The organism is Psychrobacter sp. KH172YL61, assembly GCF_007182895.1.
In the GTDB taxonomy this organism is placed as follows: domain Bacteria; phylum Pseudomonadota; class Gammaproteobacteria; order Pseudomonadales; family Moraxellaceae; genus Psychrobacter; species Psychrobacter pacificensis.
In genome coordinates, this window is the sequence record NZ_AP019516.1 from 2,148,900 (window position 1) to 2,166,553 (window position 17,654).

Genomic DNA, 17,654 nt, shown 5'->3' on the forward strand with positions numbered 1-17,654 from the left:
TTTATGAATGAGTTAGTAAGTAAATCAGGGCGATAGATCGATTGTTCAAGGGTAAGATTCGTATAATTAAAAAATCATGGATATATCATTTGGACCATAGACTGTGTGACGAATGCTGTAATCTATCTATCAGTTAGCAGTGATTGTGATAATTCATAGTCGCTTTTCTTTATATCAACACGATACTTCGACAGAGTCAATCTATTAACGCAGACTAAAGTGTATCAAAGCATACTACGAGTACATAACGAAGAATGTGAGAGCGACGAGAAGCTTAAAGAGCTAATGTGGATAAAAAATAAGCAGATGAACGAGGATATTAATAACGAGTGATCGAAAGGTTGTAAAAATTATTGAGAAGCCTAGTTAGTATATAAGGATATATTACAATAAAATCAAGACTACAAGACTACAAGACTACAAGACTACAAGACTACAAGACTACAAGACTACAAGACTACAAGACTACAAGACTACAAGACTATAAGACTATAAGAGCGATATAATCACTGACATGCTTAATCAAATATGGGTATCTAAAGCGAGGCTGTAAAAATAGATGGCTTAGCTCACTTTGAAAGTGAGCTGCTATAACAACTGGATGAGAACAAAAACGATTAGGTATGGCAATGAGAGCTGATGTGAGAATAAGATATAGTGTCTTGCTATCCTTTTACTCGCCTTGATGTGGCTCAATTTGGGTTAATAGTGGATAGCCCTCACGATGTGCCAGACTATTTACTTTTTGGCCTTCGTCTCAGCGATATCCTTGGGATAGATGCCCGCAATACCTTTGCTACTATTGTGAATCGTTAGCATAATTTCGACCGCAGAGTCCATACTATGGCGGAACTCTGACTGCAAAATATAGACGACAAACTCCATTGGCGTGTAATTGTCATTATACATAACCACCGCATACATAGGCGGTTTAGCAATTTCTGGCTCAGCAACCAGCACATCTGCTTGCGGTGACGTTTCACCTTCTGTATCACCGTCCTGTGCGCGATGAGCAGGCATATTTGGAAAATGCCAATCAGCAACCGTTGGCGTAGCTTGTAATATCATTTTTTCATCATAATCAAAGTATAATTATAAGGTAAGTGTGGAATAAGAGAGGGTTAGCTAGGCAGGCGATGAAACATCAAGCACTATGACTATATATAGACATGGTGCTTTGTTTTCAACTATATCATCGCTGTTTGGTATTTATTAAGACTTGTATTTACTAGGGAACAATCGGGCTTTCATCAACTTCTGGCAAGTCTAAAAGTGATGGTAGCATGTTATCAACCTTTTCACCGAGCTTCCAATCGTACAATTGCTCTACTGTTTGGCCACCTGCTTGCAAGCTTAGTTTTGCTTGTAAAGGTTTAAAACCTGAGGGCATCATAAAACGACCGCGTATACGAACAATACCTTCGATCGCATAGCTTGCAGGATCTAAGGGCACTTCTACAAGGTCATCATTATTGAGTAACGTCAAGGTTGGCCGGAGTCGTTTGGCTTGACCGTCGCTACTGAGCATACCAATATCAAAACCATACTCAAAAGCATTTTCGGGCAGCGGCTCAATCTTAGCGCCCAATATTTGTAGCGGCATGCCACCTTTCTCAGCAATCACATCAGCATATATCTCATTAAGCTGTGAGACCTGCCTGTTTTCTACCGTCAGAGCTTGTTGATTTTCACGCAGCTCTTTCAAGTTTGCAAGGCTGATGGCAAGCTCCTGCTTGGCTGTCGCGGCTTGATTGGACGCGATTTTATTACTAAGACGCAAATCTTCTAGCGCTTTTGTCGCTTCTGTACCATCGATAATCGCTTGCTGAGCTTGCGTTTCCATCGAATGAAAACCACGCTGATAGCCCAGCTTATGTCCGAATAGCAATCCAGCCACGGCAGTCACTAATATCACTACTACAAATAAAGCCAATACTAATGTAGACGCGCCTCGTTGAGTGCTACCGATATCACTCATAAAGCCATTACTATTTTTATCGGAATGCGTTTTGCACGCCAAACCATATAGAACAGAATCTTGACACGATAGACGTGATGACTTTAAAAAAAAGCGTCGTTCAAGTTTAACACGCATTTAGATGGTATCTCTTAAGAGTAAAGGCAAGTTATTATAGCGGAATTTATAATCAATACCTAGTACCATAAATATGAATGACTTAGCGACAAAAAAGCCAGCATTAAGGTACGATAGGTGCAAAATTGAGTCCCATCGACTCATCAAAGCCGAACATCACATTCATATTCTGGACAGCTTGCCCTGCGGCACCTTTTACCAAATTGTCTTGCACCACAATGACCGTCAGCTCAGCACGCTCGTTGTCTTGATGTACTGCGATACGTAGACGATTACTAGCACGCACACTGCGCGTGTCTGGATAAACACCTTTGGCATGACATCAACAAAACCTTCTGATGCATAGCTGTCTTCAAACACTTGCTGCCAATCGATAGCCGCACCTGCATCGGTCAGCTCCATGTGAATTGAGCTCAGCATACCGCGTATCATAGGCACTAAGTGCGGTAAAAAGCGAATACGATGTGTAAACTGACTGTCTAGTAACTGCGCCACACCCTGCTCAATCTCCGGCAAGTGGCGATGACCTTCAACGCTATAGGCTTTAAAATTATCCGTAGTTTCCGCATAATTAAGTGCCAGTGACGCTTGACGACCAGCACCTGATACACCAGATTTGGCATCGATGACAATACGAGACTCGACTAGTCTTTCTGCTTGCTCATTTTGTGCTTCGATAACAGGTTTTAAACCCAAAATCGCAGTAGTCGGATAGCAGCCAGGGTTACCGACCAATAAAGCGCTGGCAAGCTTATCACGATTGATTTCAGGCAAACCGTAAACTGCTGTCTTCAACAGCTCAGGACAAGTATGAGATTGTTTGTACCAGTGCTCAAACTCCGTCAATGATTGCAGGCGAAAATCAGCTGCCAAATCGATGACTTTTACGCCAGCTTGGGTCAGCGCTTCTGCTTGCTTCATCGCAACACCATGCGGCGTCGCAAAAAATACAACATCACATTTTTGCAATGCCCCAAGCGTATTGTCACCTAAGTCACTGAAAACAATATCTGAGATACCGCGTAAGCTTGGGAAGATCTCATCAGCGCGAGTGCCAGCTTCGCTACGCGAGGTTAGCAAATCAATAGACACTTCAGGGTGAGCAGATAGTAAGCGAATAAGCTCAATACCTGTGTAACCTGTACCACCGACAATCGCTGCTGAAATCATAAATTATCCTTATTCTTAGTAAGCACTCATTATATCTAATAAATTCTATATTTTTATCTAGCTTACAAAGCCATATAGACATAAAACCAGTCTGTCAATCCTACCGTCTCTGAATACCATAGCTTTGAATACCGTAGCTTTAAATACCGTAGCTTTAAATACCGTAGCTTTAAATACCGTAGCTTTAAATACCGTGGCTTTAAATACCGTGGCTTTTAGATCTTGTAGTCATGTACCGCATCAACAAAGACTTTGGCATTGTCAGGATTCACCCACTGGGTAATACCATGACCTAAGTTTGCAATATAACCTGTCTTTTCGCCATTAGCATAGGCGCGATCAAGCATCGCATTCACTTCAGAGCGGATAGTGGCGGGTGATCCGTATAACGTTGCCGGATCTAAATTGCCTTGAATGGCTTTGCTGCTTTGTAGCTTCTTATGCTTTTTGGTCAACTCGCGCTGACTCTCAGTCAGTACTTGACGCGCGCGGTCAAGCGGCATCGTCCAATCTAAACCTAAAGCATCAGCTTCGCTATCAGCCTGAATATCAAGCCATAACCCGCCACCTTTGGTAAATAATACCACTGGTACTTGTGGATGGCGTTGCTTTAGTTCAGCCACGATACGCTTGTTGTAATTGTGCGAAAACTCGATAAATTGACGATGACCAAGCGCCCCGCCCCAACTGTCAAATATTTGTACGATCTGAGCTCCGGCCACAATTTGTGCATCGAGATAGTCAATGACCGAAGTCGCAAGCTTATCTAATAACTGATGTAAAAGCTGGGATCGCTATACAAAAAGCCTTTGGTATAACGATAATCCTTTGAACTACCCCCTTCTATCATATACGTCGCGAGCGTCCACGGGCTACCAGAAAATCCAAACAATGGTACTTGACCATTTAGTGCCGTGCGGATACTGGTTACAGCACGCATCACATAATCGAGTGAATCATTCGGCTCAAGAACTGGCAGTCTATCGAGATCCGCCTGCTTGCGAATCGGGTACTTGAATTTAGGGCCTTCGCCAGCCTCAAAATACAAACCCAATCCCAGGGCATCAGGAATGGTCAAGATATCACTAAATAAGATCGCGGCATCTAAGTCATAACGACGTAACGGTTGGAGCGTCACTTCAGTGGCACGAGCCGTGTCTTTACAAAGACTCATAAAGTCGCCGGCTTCAGCACGAGTGGCTTTGTACTCTGGTAAGTAACGACCAGCTTGGCGCATCATCCAAACTGGCGTGGTATCGATGGGCTCAAAGCGTAATGCACGTAGCAGTCTGTCATTCTTTAGTGGTGCAAATTGCTGCTGAATCGAGTCACTCTTGTCTGAAGCACTCATGTACAAATCTCCAAAACAACATAGTATCCATATTTATAAATAGATACTGTGCTGGATAAAATAGGTTAAATAAAATAACAATAAATATTTATAAGCTATAAAAAACAGCCGTGCTATATCATGAATACGTTATACAGTTATCGCAAGATTGTCACGATGCACCATCACCACACGGTCTTCGTTACTACCAAAGATTTTGTCAAACTTCTCTGTACGCTCACGGGCAACACGGTGCGCCTCATGCGATGAGAAGTTTACTTGCCCAACGGCTATACGCTCACCAGTGTCTTGATGAACAATTTCTACCACATCACCTTCATCAAAGCCGCCACGAACTTCTACAACGCCCACAGGTAGCAGGCTTCTATTGTGTTCAGTCAATGCTTTTGCGGCACCTGCATCAACGACCAAGCTACCTGACATACGCAAATGCGCGGCAAGCCATTGTTTCCGAGCAATGATTTTATCTTCTTCGTTGGTGGTCAATAATGTACCGACTGCCTCACCTGAGACAACACGAGTGATCACATCATCGATAGCACCGCTCACAATAACGGTTGGGCAACCACCCATTGCTGCAAGACGACCCGCACGAATTTTAGTTAACATACCACCGCGCCCAAGCTTGCCACCGTCACCTGCAATATCAAATAAATAATCAGCCATGGCACGTTCTTGACGAATCATCTTGGCATCAGGATTGTCACGTGGGTTATCAGTGAACACGCCTTCTTGATCCGTTAAAATAATGTACAAATCTGCATTAACCATCGCGGCTGCCATCGCACCCAACGTGTCATTATCGCCAAATTTAATCTCATCAATGGTAATGGTGTCATTTTCGTTAATGACCGGTAACACACGCCATTCTAATAGTTGCGTGAGCGCGCCTGTAGTATTGAGATAACGGCTACGATTGGACAAGTCATCATGAGTCAATAAGAGCTGTGAGCTTTGAATTCCATGCTGAATCAGTGCTGACCACCATGTTTCAATCAGTCCCATTTGGCCAATAGAAGCGCAGGCTTGTAATGCTGCCAGTTTTTAGGGCGTTCCTCAAGGTCCATACGTACCACACCTTCAGCAACGGCACCTGACGATACCAGCAGCACTTCAACACCTTTTTTGTGCAGCTTAGCAATCTGCTTTGCCCACTCATATATGGCAGTACGATCCAACCCTCGACCATTATTTGTCAATAATGATGAGCCAATCTTGACAATAACGCGCTGAATATCAAAGTTGCGAGATTGTTTAACAAATCTTGCTTCTTCGGTCGTGTTTGCTATGCCATCTGCCATATAAACTCCTTTTTTTCATATCAATTGATTGTAGGGATTAAATTCACAATTCAAGTATAACCGCTTAAGCATACTAGCTTAAGGAACGTACATTACCTCAACACCATCGTCGTCATCGTCATTATAATCAGACGAGTCCAAACCTTCACGTGCTGCTTTTTTAGCAGCGCGATACGCTTCACGCTGGGCTTCAGTGTTGAGACGCACTTCGGCTTCTAAACGCTCAAAACGTTCTTTTGTGCTTCAGCGAATATAGGATCTTCTATTTCACGCTCGCGCTCAAGTTCAATATCATTCATTAAATGATATTTTACTGCATCAACACCTTCACCAGTCAGCGTTGCTGTACGGAAAACCATACCTGTCCAACCAAGCTCTGCCACGATATGTGTACAAAGCGCGTTCAAGTCTTCATCATTGACCTGATCGATTTTGTTCAATACCAAAATTTGTGGTAAGTTGGCCAATTCAGGTGAAAAACGCTCAAGCTCATTTAGGATAACGCGGACGTTCTCGACCGGGTCGCTACCATCGACGGGCTTGACATCGACTAAGTGTAGCAGACGACGCGTACGAGCCACGTGCTTTAAAAAAGCGAATACCAAGTCCTGCGCCTTCTGATGCGCCTTCAATAAGACCAGGGATATCTGCCATCACAAACGAACGATGACGACCAATATCGACAACGCCCAAGTTTGGCACAAGTGTTGTGAACGGATAATCAGCCACTTTTGGTTTGGCGGCAGAAACTTGACGGATAAAGGTCGATTTACCCGCATTAGGCAAACCAATCAAGCCAACATCAGCCACAACTTTTAGCTCAAACTTAAGAACTTTTAACTCACCCTCAAAACCAGACGTGGCTTTACGCGGTGCTTGGTTGGTTGAGCTTTTGAAATGGGTATTACCCAGACCACCGTCACCACCTTTAGCGACCAATAGCGTCTGGCCAACTTCAATCAAATCACCGAGCACTTCATCAGTTTCGGTATCCACGACCGTCGTACCAACTGGTACTGGTAAATAAAGATCATCAGAGCCCTTGCCTGAGCAGTTTCTGCTGTGGCCATTCTCAGCGCGCATGGCATCATGACGACGGGTATAGCGATAGTCAACTAGAGTATTGGTGTTGTCCTCTGCAATGACATAAATATCTCCGCCTTTACCGCCATCGCCACCATCCGGTCCACCACGTGGGACATATTTTTCTCGGCGAAAACTGGCGATTCCGTTACCACCGTCACCTGCTTTTACCGTTACGACGGCTTCATCAATAAATCGCATCTTACGTTCCTTAATTCACAATCCAGTCGATAAACTGGTGACAACCAGCGGTTGTATTTTGAGGTTTTGCTATATCGTTCTGACAAAATGAGCAATCTATAGAAGCTATGTTACGTCATGCCCATTATGACAATAACACCCGATAATCAATCGGACTATCGGGTGTTTAAGTATGACAGTTAAAGTGATACCAAGCTATGCAAAGTAGAGTCTATTGCAGCATAATCTTTAAAGTGACCATGCTTTGAGAGGCTTAGTATAACGTTATTGCGCTACTGTATTTAGTAATCTATGCTGGAATCTGAGCGTAGCTGATTCCTGCCATCTGCGTCGCCAAACGCAATACCTGAGTACTATAACCTACTTCATTATCATACCAAACATAAACGATAGCTTGGTTGTCAGTCAAAATAGTCGCTTGGGCATCAACGATACCAACATGGGTCGTACCAACAAAGTCAGTAGATACCGCTTCTGTAGAATCGGTATAAGCAATTTGCGACTGCCATGTGCTGCTGTTAGCAATCTTACGTAAAAACTCATTCAACGCATCAGCGCTTGTTGGTGCAGTCTTTAGATTCAAGTTCAAGATTGCTAGGCTGACATTTGGTGTCGGTACACGGATAGCATTACCCGTTAGCTTACCGTTCAATTCTGGTAATGCTTTACCAACGGCTTTTGCAGCACCAGTACTAGTGATAACCATGTTCATCACCGCACTACGACCACGGCGGTCTGCTTTGTGATAGTTATCAACCAAGTTCTGATCATTGGTAAATGAGTGAATAGTCTCTACATGACCGTTTACGATACCGTATTCGTCGTTTAGTACATTTAACGTCGGTGTAATGGCATTGGTCGTACAACTCGCAGCACTCACGATTGTGTCATCACCAACGGTGTCGTTATTCACACCATAAACGACGTTTTTGATATCGCCACCAGCAGGTGCTGTTAGGAGTACTTTTTCACGCCAGTAGACTGTAGGTGCTTACCAAGGCCCGCTTCGTCTTTCCAAATACCGGTGTTATCGATAACTAGCGCATTGTCAATACCATAAGCAGTATAATCGATTTCGCTTGGGTCTTTGGCATAGATGACTTGTACGAAACGACCATTAACGATCATGCCGTTATTGTCTTCATCGATACTGATGCCACCTAAGAATCTACCATGGATTGAGTCGCGCTCAAGCAATGAGATACGCTTAGCCAAGTCACCAGCAGCGGCTGGACGTACCACGATTGCCTTTAGCTGCAAACCTTTTGCGCTTGATGCTTGTGACAATAACAGACGAGTCAAAATACGACCGATACGACCAAAACCATACAGTACAACGTCCGTTGCGCCATTCACGGCACCAGCGTTGTTGATAGACTGTAGAGCGACTTGTACATCAGTACCATTAGCAATCAATTGGCCAACGTCGATACGAGTCGCTTGAATCTCTTTGTTTTCGGCGATGACTTTTACCATTGCCAACGTGTCAGCGATATCAATGGCTTTAGCACCGTTATCACGTAATGCTGCTTTTTGATGTAGCGCAATTATTTGACCAACTGAAGTAGCGTCTAGCGTTTCGCCAAACAAAGTCACTTGTACGTCTTGCTCATTATAGAGCTTGCTCAATAGCCCCATCAGCTCAATGGCTTGTTGCTCTTGATTGTTGTAGTTTTTTAAGTGGTCTTGATGTAATTGGCGTAAGGTATCAGCGTTGCTCACGAGAAACATCCTTATGGTCAGTAATGTATGATCGATAAAATATGAAGAGATATAAATAAGATAGGTCGCGTATGCTCTAGGTGGTGACTGTAATAGGATAATCGACCACTATCAATATCAGTTCTTGACGTCAGAGTATTCAAATCGCCTAGATTTTAGCCTAAAATGCCTCATTTTGCCAGTAATAACCGATTAGCTAGTGTGCATAATAGGTTTTGTCGTCATATACAGACTCATATATAAATAAGGGATAAAAATAAAGGCAGCCATATATGCTGCCTTATTAGGACGTCATTTACATGATAATTGCCATAGCACTTAATTAATTGAACCAATAATTTTCATTATATCTATTATGGTGCTAGATTCACTGTTTGATTGCTCTGCGACGTCAATGTAAACTCTTTCAAATCATATCCTTGCTGCTGAGCAACCTGACGATATTTAGTATACGTTTCTTGACTGATATTCGGCGACCGTGCTAGGAGCCATAAGTATTTTTATCAGGTGTCCCTACTAGCGCAGTTTTATAATCTGCATCACGTGCTAGTACCCAATAATCAGCACGGCCGACTGGGATCCAGCGAATCCACTTCGGTAAAAACGTCACTTTTAGTTTGCTACCATTTTCATCGACTGGCTTAGCCAAACCTTCGGCCGTAATACCTGAACCATCCTCGCTCACGCATTTGTTAGTGACGATGATGCCTGACCCATCGGTCTTTTGCGTATAGTTTGCCGTGACATCGCCTGCACATTTACGCTGGAAATACATCGGTAGACGTCCAATCTCATACCATGTCCCAGCGTATTCATTGAGATCGACACTATCCACTGTCGTTGGTATGCTTGCAGGCTTATAGATAATATCGCTTGGCTTAACTGATAGCATATCGGTCGTAATCTTCTCGCTCATCACATTATCTTGCATATTACTGGTAGTAGCCATATTAATGGGCGGCGTTGCAGCATAGGCTGAAAATGCCGCTAGCGGTATGATGATCGCTAACGCAATGCCTGTATGCTTGATAAGTCCATTCATAAATATACGCTCCGGTATGTCTTTGTATGACGAGTTGATAGCGGTTGATGAAGTATCAAGGATTTGCTTGGTGCTGTCTTGCAAATTACTTGCTTGGTCATCTGCAAGCTCAGAGATTAGCGGCTCGTCTTTATTCAATGTTGCTGATCGCTTATATCCATTAGCAATGTTGAATTGTTCTTTATCACTATTTTTCAGATGTTGACTGTTACTCATAGCGGACTCTTTGACCTTAGTAAGGCTTTTGTCGGCGCTTTTGTATCCAAAATAGCTGTCTTGTGAAGGCATAGCTTCTGCCAGATGGTGCGAATATTCGCTGTTCAGGTTTTCATTGCTCAGTTTTTTATGGCTATAGTTTGCATCATTACTGGCATTTATTGTTTGTTGCGCATGACGACTATTGTTATAGCTGTTTGACTGTATAGTCTCCTGAGATTGAGAACCAGCTGCCTGTGAGTCAGTCCATGCTGACTCAGATAACTTATTGGTTTTCATAGGGATACCGTTATTAATAGTGACTGTTAAAATACTTTATCTGCATCATTTATTTGAGTTGATTTTATAATGATCCTGAGTTTCAGAGTTAATTATCGACCCAAACTCTACTGCTACAAACGCTCTTTTTTATTATAAATTTTGGTAAATGCGTTAATAGTTAGTTCACTGATAAAAATTAGAATTAATGCGTTGTAGATATGGAATATATATTAAGGGCAGCTGGACTATTAAAACAGTAGTGCAATGTATGAAAACGCAACGGTTTGTAAGTAACGATGGGTTTATGCGTTAGTACACACACATCATAATCACATAGTTACCGACTAGATAAATAACTTAAAAATCAGTTATTTATACTTACCTATCTTAATAAGCAAACATAGTCAAGTGAATGATATTACTGCTTAATGAGCACTCATTTTCTAGTTTTTTATTCGTGGAACTGACGAATGCCTGCGACACTGACACCGCCGTGCGCCAATGCTTGATCTATCATACTAGGTACCAAGCCGCCCAGACCAATGACTGGCATGTCAGCTAACTGTGCCAAAGCCGACCACGCCTCCCAGCCAAGTGGCACCGTCTCAGGATGCGTCTGAGTTGTAAGTACAGGGAGACAAAAAGCGCCAATCACTGGCGACAACTGCTGCTGTATGCGCATACTCGCAAGTTTATTAGCGGCACGAATGCTGGCAATATCATGACAGCTGACTATTAGTGGATGCTCACTCGAGATGTCGGCCAATTGCTCAGACTCTGTAATATCTTGAGTACCATTGAACCATGCCATTAATACCGAATGCGTCAGGTGTCTAGCGACAATCGAACCAGTCGTTTTTGCCTCTATCATTGCCTCTGTAATTGTCGTCTTGGAGCGCTGACAGTCATTGTCGTATGGCAAAATCGCTAGAATATCTAGACGCACATCCAGTAGCTGCTCAGCAATGTATGCCGCCTCCGTCTCTTTTAAGCGGATGTACACCCAAGCGGCTGGTGGCAGATTGTCTTGATGATAGTGCACCCATGCTGCTGCTGAATTTGGCTGGGCAGAAAAATGCGCAAGTGGATACGTAATCGCTATTTTTGTAGGAAGCTTTAGCCATTCTAAAATAGTGCTATTGGCAGCGGGCAAATGATACGCTCCTGCTAGTAGCTTAGATTTTTCAACCCACGTCATTGCTTGGCCTTCTAATCCATACTCACAATGCTTGTGCTGTTCATACTGCTGTGCGGTCAGTTCAACCTGATAAACCTGCAAGCTCACCTGCTTGTCACCATAGTCGTGATGCAAACGCCCAAGCTTCACCATCATATTTTGATGAATATCGATCCCTGTTTCTTCAGCAACCTCCCGAATCAATGCCTGCTCTGCTGACTCATCAGCCTCTATTTTGCCGCCTACAAATTCATAGCGATTGCCTTGATGCTGAGCTGCATCTCGGAATCCAAGCAAAAACTTGGTTTTATAATAAATAACGGCAACTGCAACATTGACGATGGTGATGTTTTTCGTTTTTGATTGGCCACTCATCTCATTTGGCATAACTCTACCTTTCACTTCTCTCTTCATTATGACTTTTTAATCGCCTGATTCTGCGTATATAACTTGGCAGCTGTAACAACGTGGCGACTGTCTTTATGGTCCCTATCGTTTTTATACATCTTATAAATTCTGTGTTTCTACAAGGAGAAAGCCCCTATTCTCACTTTGGGACAGTAGCCTTAGATAAATTTACACAATAACTGCATTTTATTTTATCAATTACCTTGCAAATTCATTCAATCTAAATGATAATGATTATCGTTAAGGTTCATTAGAACATAGCTAATTTATTAAGCCACTTCTTATCAAAAGGAATTTACCATGAGTATGGTTATCTCTCGTTATCTAAACTGCCGTGAAAACCGTCTGCCAACGCTACAGTCGCAGCATCTATTTGCCCTGACCAAAGAAGTACGTATCGAGCATCAAGGCGAAGAGTATCGACTACGTTTGACTCGTAACAATCGGTTGATTCTGACCAAATAACTGTATGAGTAGACTACATTTTTTACAAAAAAAACGCCTTCATTACGAGGCGTTTTTTTTGTAAAGCAATAATTATAAGAATCCGTCTCAATCCATACCACTGATCAGATACCCACTCGGTCAAGTAAGAGCGTTAGAATTGCCAACTATAGACCACGTCTACCGCATTTTCAGCAGCCGAGCTGGCTTCTACGTAAATACGACGAGTCAATTGATAGCGAACAGACAGACTGTTTTGCGCATTGAAAACACCTACGCCGTAGCGGATATACAAGTCAGGGGTCACGTAACCGGTGACATTGACATTGGTATCTTCACTACTACCTGAGGCATCCACCGTCAAGCTCTGTAAACCAAAGGCCTGTCCGATTTGATTGGTCAGACTGCGCGTACCACTCAGACCAAAGCTTAATCCAGCAGCGGCTAGGTTATTGGTCACTTGTGATTTAAACCCTTGCTCACTGATTTGAGTGGCGCTCTTATTATTGATTCGTCCTGTCACCAGCGCATTCATCGCTTGCTGCTGGGTCAATCCTGCATTATTAAAGACGATGATATTTGGACTTTCAGTCGTACCTTTCACACGCAGACCCACTGTTTTACCATCAATGGTTTTTGCCGCTTCAATACTCAAGTTGGGCTTCATGACATCGCCATTAAAGCGTACTTGACCATAATTTAGCTCTAGGCTTTGACCAAAAGCATTGATATTGGTACGACGTGATACTTGAACCACGCCTTTGGCACGCATGATGCCCGTGCCATTTTGGTTGATGTTAATCGCACCAGCCAATGGAATAACGGCACCAAAACCACGGAAATTGATGTCATCACCCAAATCAACACCGATATCAGCATTGATAGACCAAGGTTTTGATATTGCCAATACCTCATCGATGTTGCCGATCAAACGCCGATCCAGCACTACCACATCTTCTGATTGAGTCACAATGTCTTCGCTGGCCTCTGGTGGACGAATGGTAGCGGTTGGCACGCTGATAGCGCCTTTAATATCCACATAGCGATCCGTTGGGCGTACGATGATGTCGATATCAGGATTGATCTCGGCCACGAGCAGTGGCGGCTGCGTAATCACGAGCCTTTCACCAACAATACTCAATTTGGCTTGTAGCTTTTGCTGCCAATTGACCGTGCCTGTCAGTGTGCCTGTTCCTGTACCGCTTTTGAACGTACCATCAATGGTCGCCTGCGTACCGCGAATTTTGGCCTGTGTGTTGACATTGGTCAGGTTCACTGGCAAGTCTAACATGGCGATGCGACCATCAGAGAGTTTCACATCACCATAGAACTGCGGCTTATCTAGCGTACCGCCCAGTCCTCCTGCCATTGTAACGTTGCCTTTTAGTACTCTCATACCTGGGAAGAAAGGCTTAAATATCGCCAAATCAAGCTCATTTAACACGAGTGCACCAGAGATGGGTTTCGGTGTTTTGTAAGGATCAACAACGACTTCAGCATAACCGCGAGCACCGCGACCCGTATTGATGTCGGTACGCAGCTTGATACCTTCTGGCACCGACAAGGCGATTAGTGAAACACGCTTATAAGGCAGTGTCACAGGCGTGCTATCCCCGTCTTGAATCAAGCCGATTTTGCCATTGTCTGAATAGAGTGTCGTGTTAATAGTTGGCGGACGACCACGTTGCCAACCGACAATGGCTTTACCATTAATCTTGCCGTGCCAATCAATATCCTTTGGTAAAAATACTGAAAATAATGACGTATCTAAATTCTGCAATGCCACATCGACTTCACCACTGGCTGGAGAAGCCACTAAGTTCTTGCGTAAGCATAGCTTGCCCGTTTGGTCCGTGGCTTGCCAACAATGTGCAGCCAACTGTACTTTGAGATCTGTATTATTGCCATTTTGATTATTGGGCAAATTCACAATCAGCTGTGCTGGCTGTAATTGATTTAAGGTAGCGTATCTGGATTTAACGCGGCCTTTACCGATGACTCCTGACCAACGAAGCTTGTCGCGATCAAACCCACCTTTAAGCCTAGCGCCAACATCAAGCTGCTGATTGGCTACATTTAGATCAACGATATGAGATTGCTCAGTCCCATTAAAGGAGGCTTTTACACTATCGAAGCTTTGTCCCGCAGCATCCAGACCTTCAGCGCTGACGATAAGCTGGCTTGGACTATTGGCTAGATTAACCAGCTTGCCACGTATACGACCTTGACGCAAAATAAAGCCCGGTAGTGCAATCCGTTCACCGACCAAGTCGATATAGATCGTCGGTAAAGCCTGACCTACTGGTTGAGACAAAGTCGCTCCACCAGTGACTTTGCCAGCAAGCTTATCTGACAGTTGATCTAGGCTTGTGATATTGATTTTGGTCTGTAGCTGTTTGGCATTGCCATTAGCAGTCACATAGTTGTCACCCCAGCGTAGTATCAAGTTGTCAGCATTCAAACTGTCTACCAAGGCATTCACTTGCTTATACTGTGCTTGGGCATCTTGTGTTTGTAGACGCTTAAAATAGCTGGCTAAGTCTTTTGGCAAGCGCAGTTTTGCAGCCAAGCTGCCTTTGGCACTGAGCGGCTGGCCTTTTAGCATACCACTCAGATTGATTTGTCTGATATTGACGGTCTGCTGCGTATCGCCCCAACGTCCATCCGTATCGATGTTACCCGTGATACGGCTTGGTGTATCCTTTAAGAAATATCCGATATTGAAGCGATCCATCACGGCACTAATGTCCCATGCAATGCCTTGACGCACATCAACCGTTCCTTTGGCATCAATACTACCTGCCGCGCCCACATGCCGCAGACGGTTGATACGGATCAGCTGACTATCGCCGCTCGCGTTAATATTCAGCTTACCTGCTGGTAACTGCTCGGCATCCAAAACCCCATCGAAATTCACAGCAAAACGCTGTAATTTACCTGCGGTATTTGGGCTGTTTTTAGGCGCAGCCTGCCACTCGCCACTGGTTTTTAAGTCACCTGTGATGATTGCTGAATTATTTGGCAAAAATACCCTAAATTAAACTGATCGAAACGTCCATCGACCGTCCAGCCAATATTACGACGCAAGTCAATGACACCTTTGGCATTCACCGCACCAGCTTCACCATCATAATTCAATTTACGGATACTAATTAATTTTGGCGTACCCGCTGCGTCGATTGATAGACGACCTTTTGGTACATCCGCTGTATCGATCTGACCATCAAAACGTGCATCAAATACGGACAACTCACCACCCACGATATCGACACTGGCATCACCGCTACCTGTTATACCGATTGCGCGACCGTTTTGCGTGGCATCAAGCTGTGCCTGTAAGTCGGTATTATTGACAGTAATCACATGGCGCTGACCACTAACGCCGTTTTTGGTGATATTTAACAGGCGACCACGAGCACTCACACGCCCTCTTAGACGCTCAAGTGGTAAGTCACTACGGTACTCTTTAGGCAATAAACCTTTGGTCACTGCATCGATTTTCCACGTCAGTGGGCGGTTTTTATTTGCTAGCCGAATCTGCCCAGTTCCTGATAGGTCGCCTACGATGCCATCATAATTGAGTCGATTGATATCAATAACGTCACCTGCTTTACGCAAGCGCACGTCATAGTTGCCTTTAGGTGCAGCATTGAGTTCATTGATAATGGCATTGGCATCGACGGATAGGTTTGAACCACGAACGATGACATCTGCTTGACCGCGAGGACTATCAATATTGCCTATGTTAGGCACATCACGGCGGGTCAAGTTTTGCCATCTTGCATCAATATACCAAGGCGCTGTGTGTTGAGATTTAGCAGACGTCTTGCCGCGCACTAGGTTGGCATTGACATATTCGCCGTCACGCTGACGTAGGTCTACATCAATCTCTGTATTACCTGTACTGTTTTGCTGCTGATAGCGTAACGATAATCTACCATTGAGCGTTTGCGGAGCATACGCTTTAAAATCAGCATACTCATCAGGAATCGCACGTCGAATGTCAAAGTTACTACCAGCTGCACGCACTGTCGCATTAAAGCTCTCTTTCCAGCCTAAGATGCCCTGAAGCAGCAAACGTCCAGAGGGAACGTCGGCTTCTAAGCGATCAATACGCAATTGACTGTCTGCAATGACGCCGCGCCCTTGATAATGACCGGATGGAATGTCTTTGGCAGTCAATTCTGTGTTGATGCGCAGTTGTATCTCAGAGATAACCCCTGATGCAGTCGCCATACCGCTTTTTAGATGAATATTTTGGTCATCTGCATAAGGCACCAAAATATCATCCCACTTCAGTTTTGCCTGAAACGGTGCGCCTGCATCTAGGCCTTGAACCACAAAATCGCCGCTAACGTCGCTGTCGTTATAGCGACTACGCACCTGCCCAACCGTACGTTTTAGCGTACCAGTTGCCGTAATATTCAATGGATCGATATAAGCTTTTTCAAGTGCACTCACCTCTACAATCGCGCTCAGATCCAGTGGGTAGTCGCCTTGTAAATCTGCCTCACCTTGTAAGGCACTGACTTTTACAATATCAGCATATTGCAAGCTGCCGCGACCGACCGTCACAGTGCTGCCAACCCATGTCAGATCGCGAGCCGTAGTATTGTTGATAACAATAGGCTCTTTGGTCACTTGCTTATAAATAATTTTATTGATTTTTGCGTGATCAAAACGTAGATTGACTGGTAGCTTTAGCGTCTTATAATCAAACGGTTCACCAGTCGGTGGTTTTTTATTGAGGATCTCGATGGTTTGAATGTCAGCATCGCTTAGATGTACTTCTTTGCAAATACCGCACGCCAACCTATTTTGACATAGGCTTTGTCCACCAAAATCTCAAGATCTTCAGTGGCTTCAATATCGATATCTGTCACCCAAATACCATCACGCAAATTACCGCGCCCATATTTGAAACCGATACCCGTCTCAGCACTGATTTTTTCTAAAATAAACTTGGTGCCAGAGTCCGTGCCTGCAGCATAAAAAAATATCGCAAACATAATCGCTAGTACGATAATGACCAGCACCAGCAGCTTGAGTAAAAATGATAGCGGATACCAGCGCCTAACGGCACGAGCATCGCGCTGTGCTGGGTCTTCATCTGGTGCATTGTTAGGCGGGGTATTTTTTGTCTGCATGACACTCAACTACGTTAAAAAGTGATGACCAGCAAT

4 protein-coding genes and 7 pseudogenes are annotated in these 17,654 nt (G+C 44.0%); 1 reads left to right on the forward strand and 10 read right to left on the reverse strand.

Going from position 1 to position 17,654, the window contains the following annotated elements; all coding sequences use genetic code 11:
• Window positions 1-738 precede the first annotated feature (738 nt).
• The 9 genes and pseudogenes from PKHYL_RS11465 to PKHYL_RS11505 form a co-directional block, all read right to left on the reverse strand.
• Entirely contained in the window at window positions 739-1,068 is a 330-nt protein-coding gene (locus PKHYL_RS11465; protein ID WP_442966076.1) for an ATP-dependent Clp protease adaptor ClpS, read from the reverse strand.
• Window positions 1,069-1,228: 160 nt separating this feature from the next.
• The gene (locus tag PKHYL_RS11470) at window positions 1,229-1,978 is read right to left on the reverse strand and encodes a hypothetical protein (protein WP_240365201.1); all 750 of its coding nucleotides are present in this window, start codon (window positions 1,976-1,978) and stop codon (window positions 1,229-1,231) included.
• Window positions 1,979-2,198: 220 nt separating this feature from the next.
• Window positions 2,199-3,265: pseudogene (gene argC, locus PKHYL_RS11475) on the reverse strand (N-acetyl-gamma-glutamyl-phosphate reductase).
• Between the two features lie 215 nt (window positions 3,266-3,480).
• Window positions 3,481-4,616, reverse strand: a pseudogene (gene hemE, locus PKHYL_RS11480) (uroporphyrinogen decarboxylase).
• 129 nt (window positions 4,617-4,745) lie between these two features.
• Window positions 4,746-5,917: pseudogene (proB, locus tag PKHYL_RS11485) on the reverse strand (glutamate 5-kinase).
• A gap of 78 nt (window positions 5,918-5,995) precedes the next feature.
• Window positions 5,996-7,201: pseudogene (cgtA, locus tag PKHYL_RS11490) on the reverse strand (Obg family GTPase CgtA).
• Between the two features lie 289 nt (window positions 7,202-7,490).
• Window positions 7,491-8,932 (reverse strand): annotated as a pseudogene (locus tag PKHYL_RS11495) (glyceraldehyde-3-phosphate dehydrogenase).
• A gap of 344 nt (window positions 8,933-9,276) precedes the next feature.
• Window positions 9,277-10,460: pseudogene (locus PKHYL_RS18195) on the reverse strand (lipocalin family protein).
• Between the two features lie 433 nt (window positions 10,461-10,893).
• Window positions 10,894-12,006, reverse strand: coding sequence for an NUDIX domain-containing protein (locus PKHYL_RS11505; RefSeq protein ID WP_240365202.1), 1,113 nt, complete (start codon window positions 12,004-12,006; stop codon window positions 10,894-10,896).
• A gap of 327 nt (window positions 12,007-12,333) precedes the next feature.
• On the opposite strand from PKHYL_RS11505, the gene hemP reads away from it, so the two are divergent.
• Entirely contained in the window at window positions 12,334-12,492 is a 159-nt protein-coding gene (gene hemP, locus PKHYL_RS11510) for a hemin uptake protein HemP (RefSeq protein ID WP_379542873.1), read from the forward strand.
• A gap of 133 nt (window positions 12,493-12,625) precedes the next feature.
• Here the strand turns inward: hemP and PKHYL_RS18915 are convergent.
• A pseudogene (locus PKHYL_RS18915) lies at window positions 12,626-17,618 on the reverse strand (translocation/assembly module TamB domain-containing protein).
• Window positions 17,619-17,654 lie beyond the last annotated feature (36 nt).

Excerpts from the sequence above, each read along its gene's own strand:
- PKHYL_RS11465 (WP_442966076.1), bottom strand. The coding sequence starts at position 1,068 with ATGATATTACAAGCTACGCCAACGGTTGCTGATTGGCATTTTCCAAAT.
- PKHYL_RS11470 (WP_240365201.1), bottom strand. The coding sequence starts at position 1,978 with ATGAGTGATATCGGTAGCACTCAACGAGGCGCGTCTACATTAGTATTG.
- PKHYL_RS11505 (WP_240365202.1), bottom strand. The coding sequence starts at position 12,006 with ATGCCAAATGAGATGAGTGGCCAATCAAAAACGAAAAACATCACCATC.
- hemP (WP_379542873.1), top strand. The coding sequence starts at position 12,334 with ATGGTTATCTCTCGTTATCTAAACTGCCGTGAAAACCGTCTGCCAACG.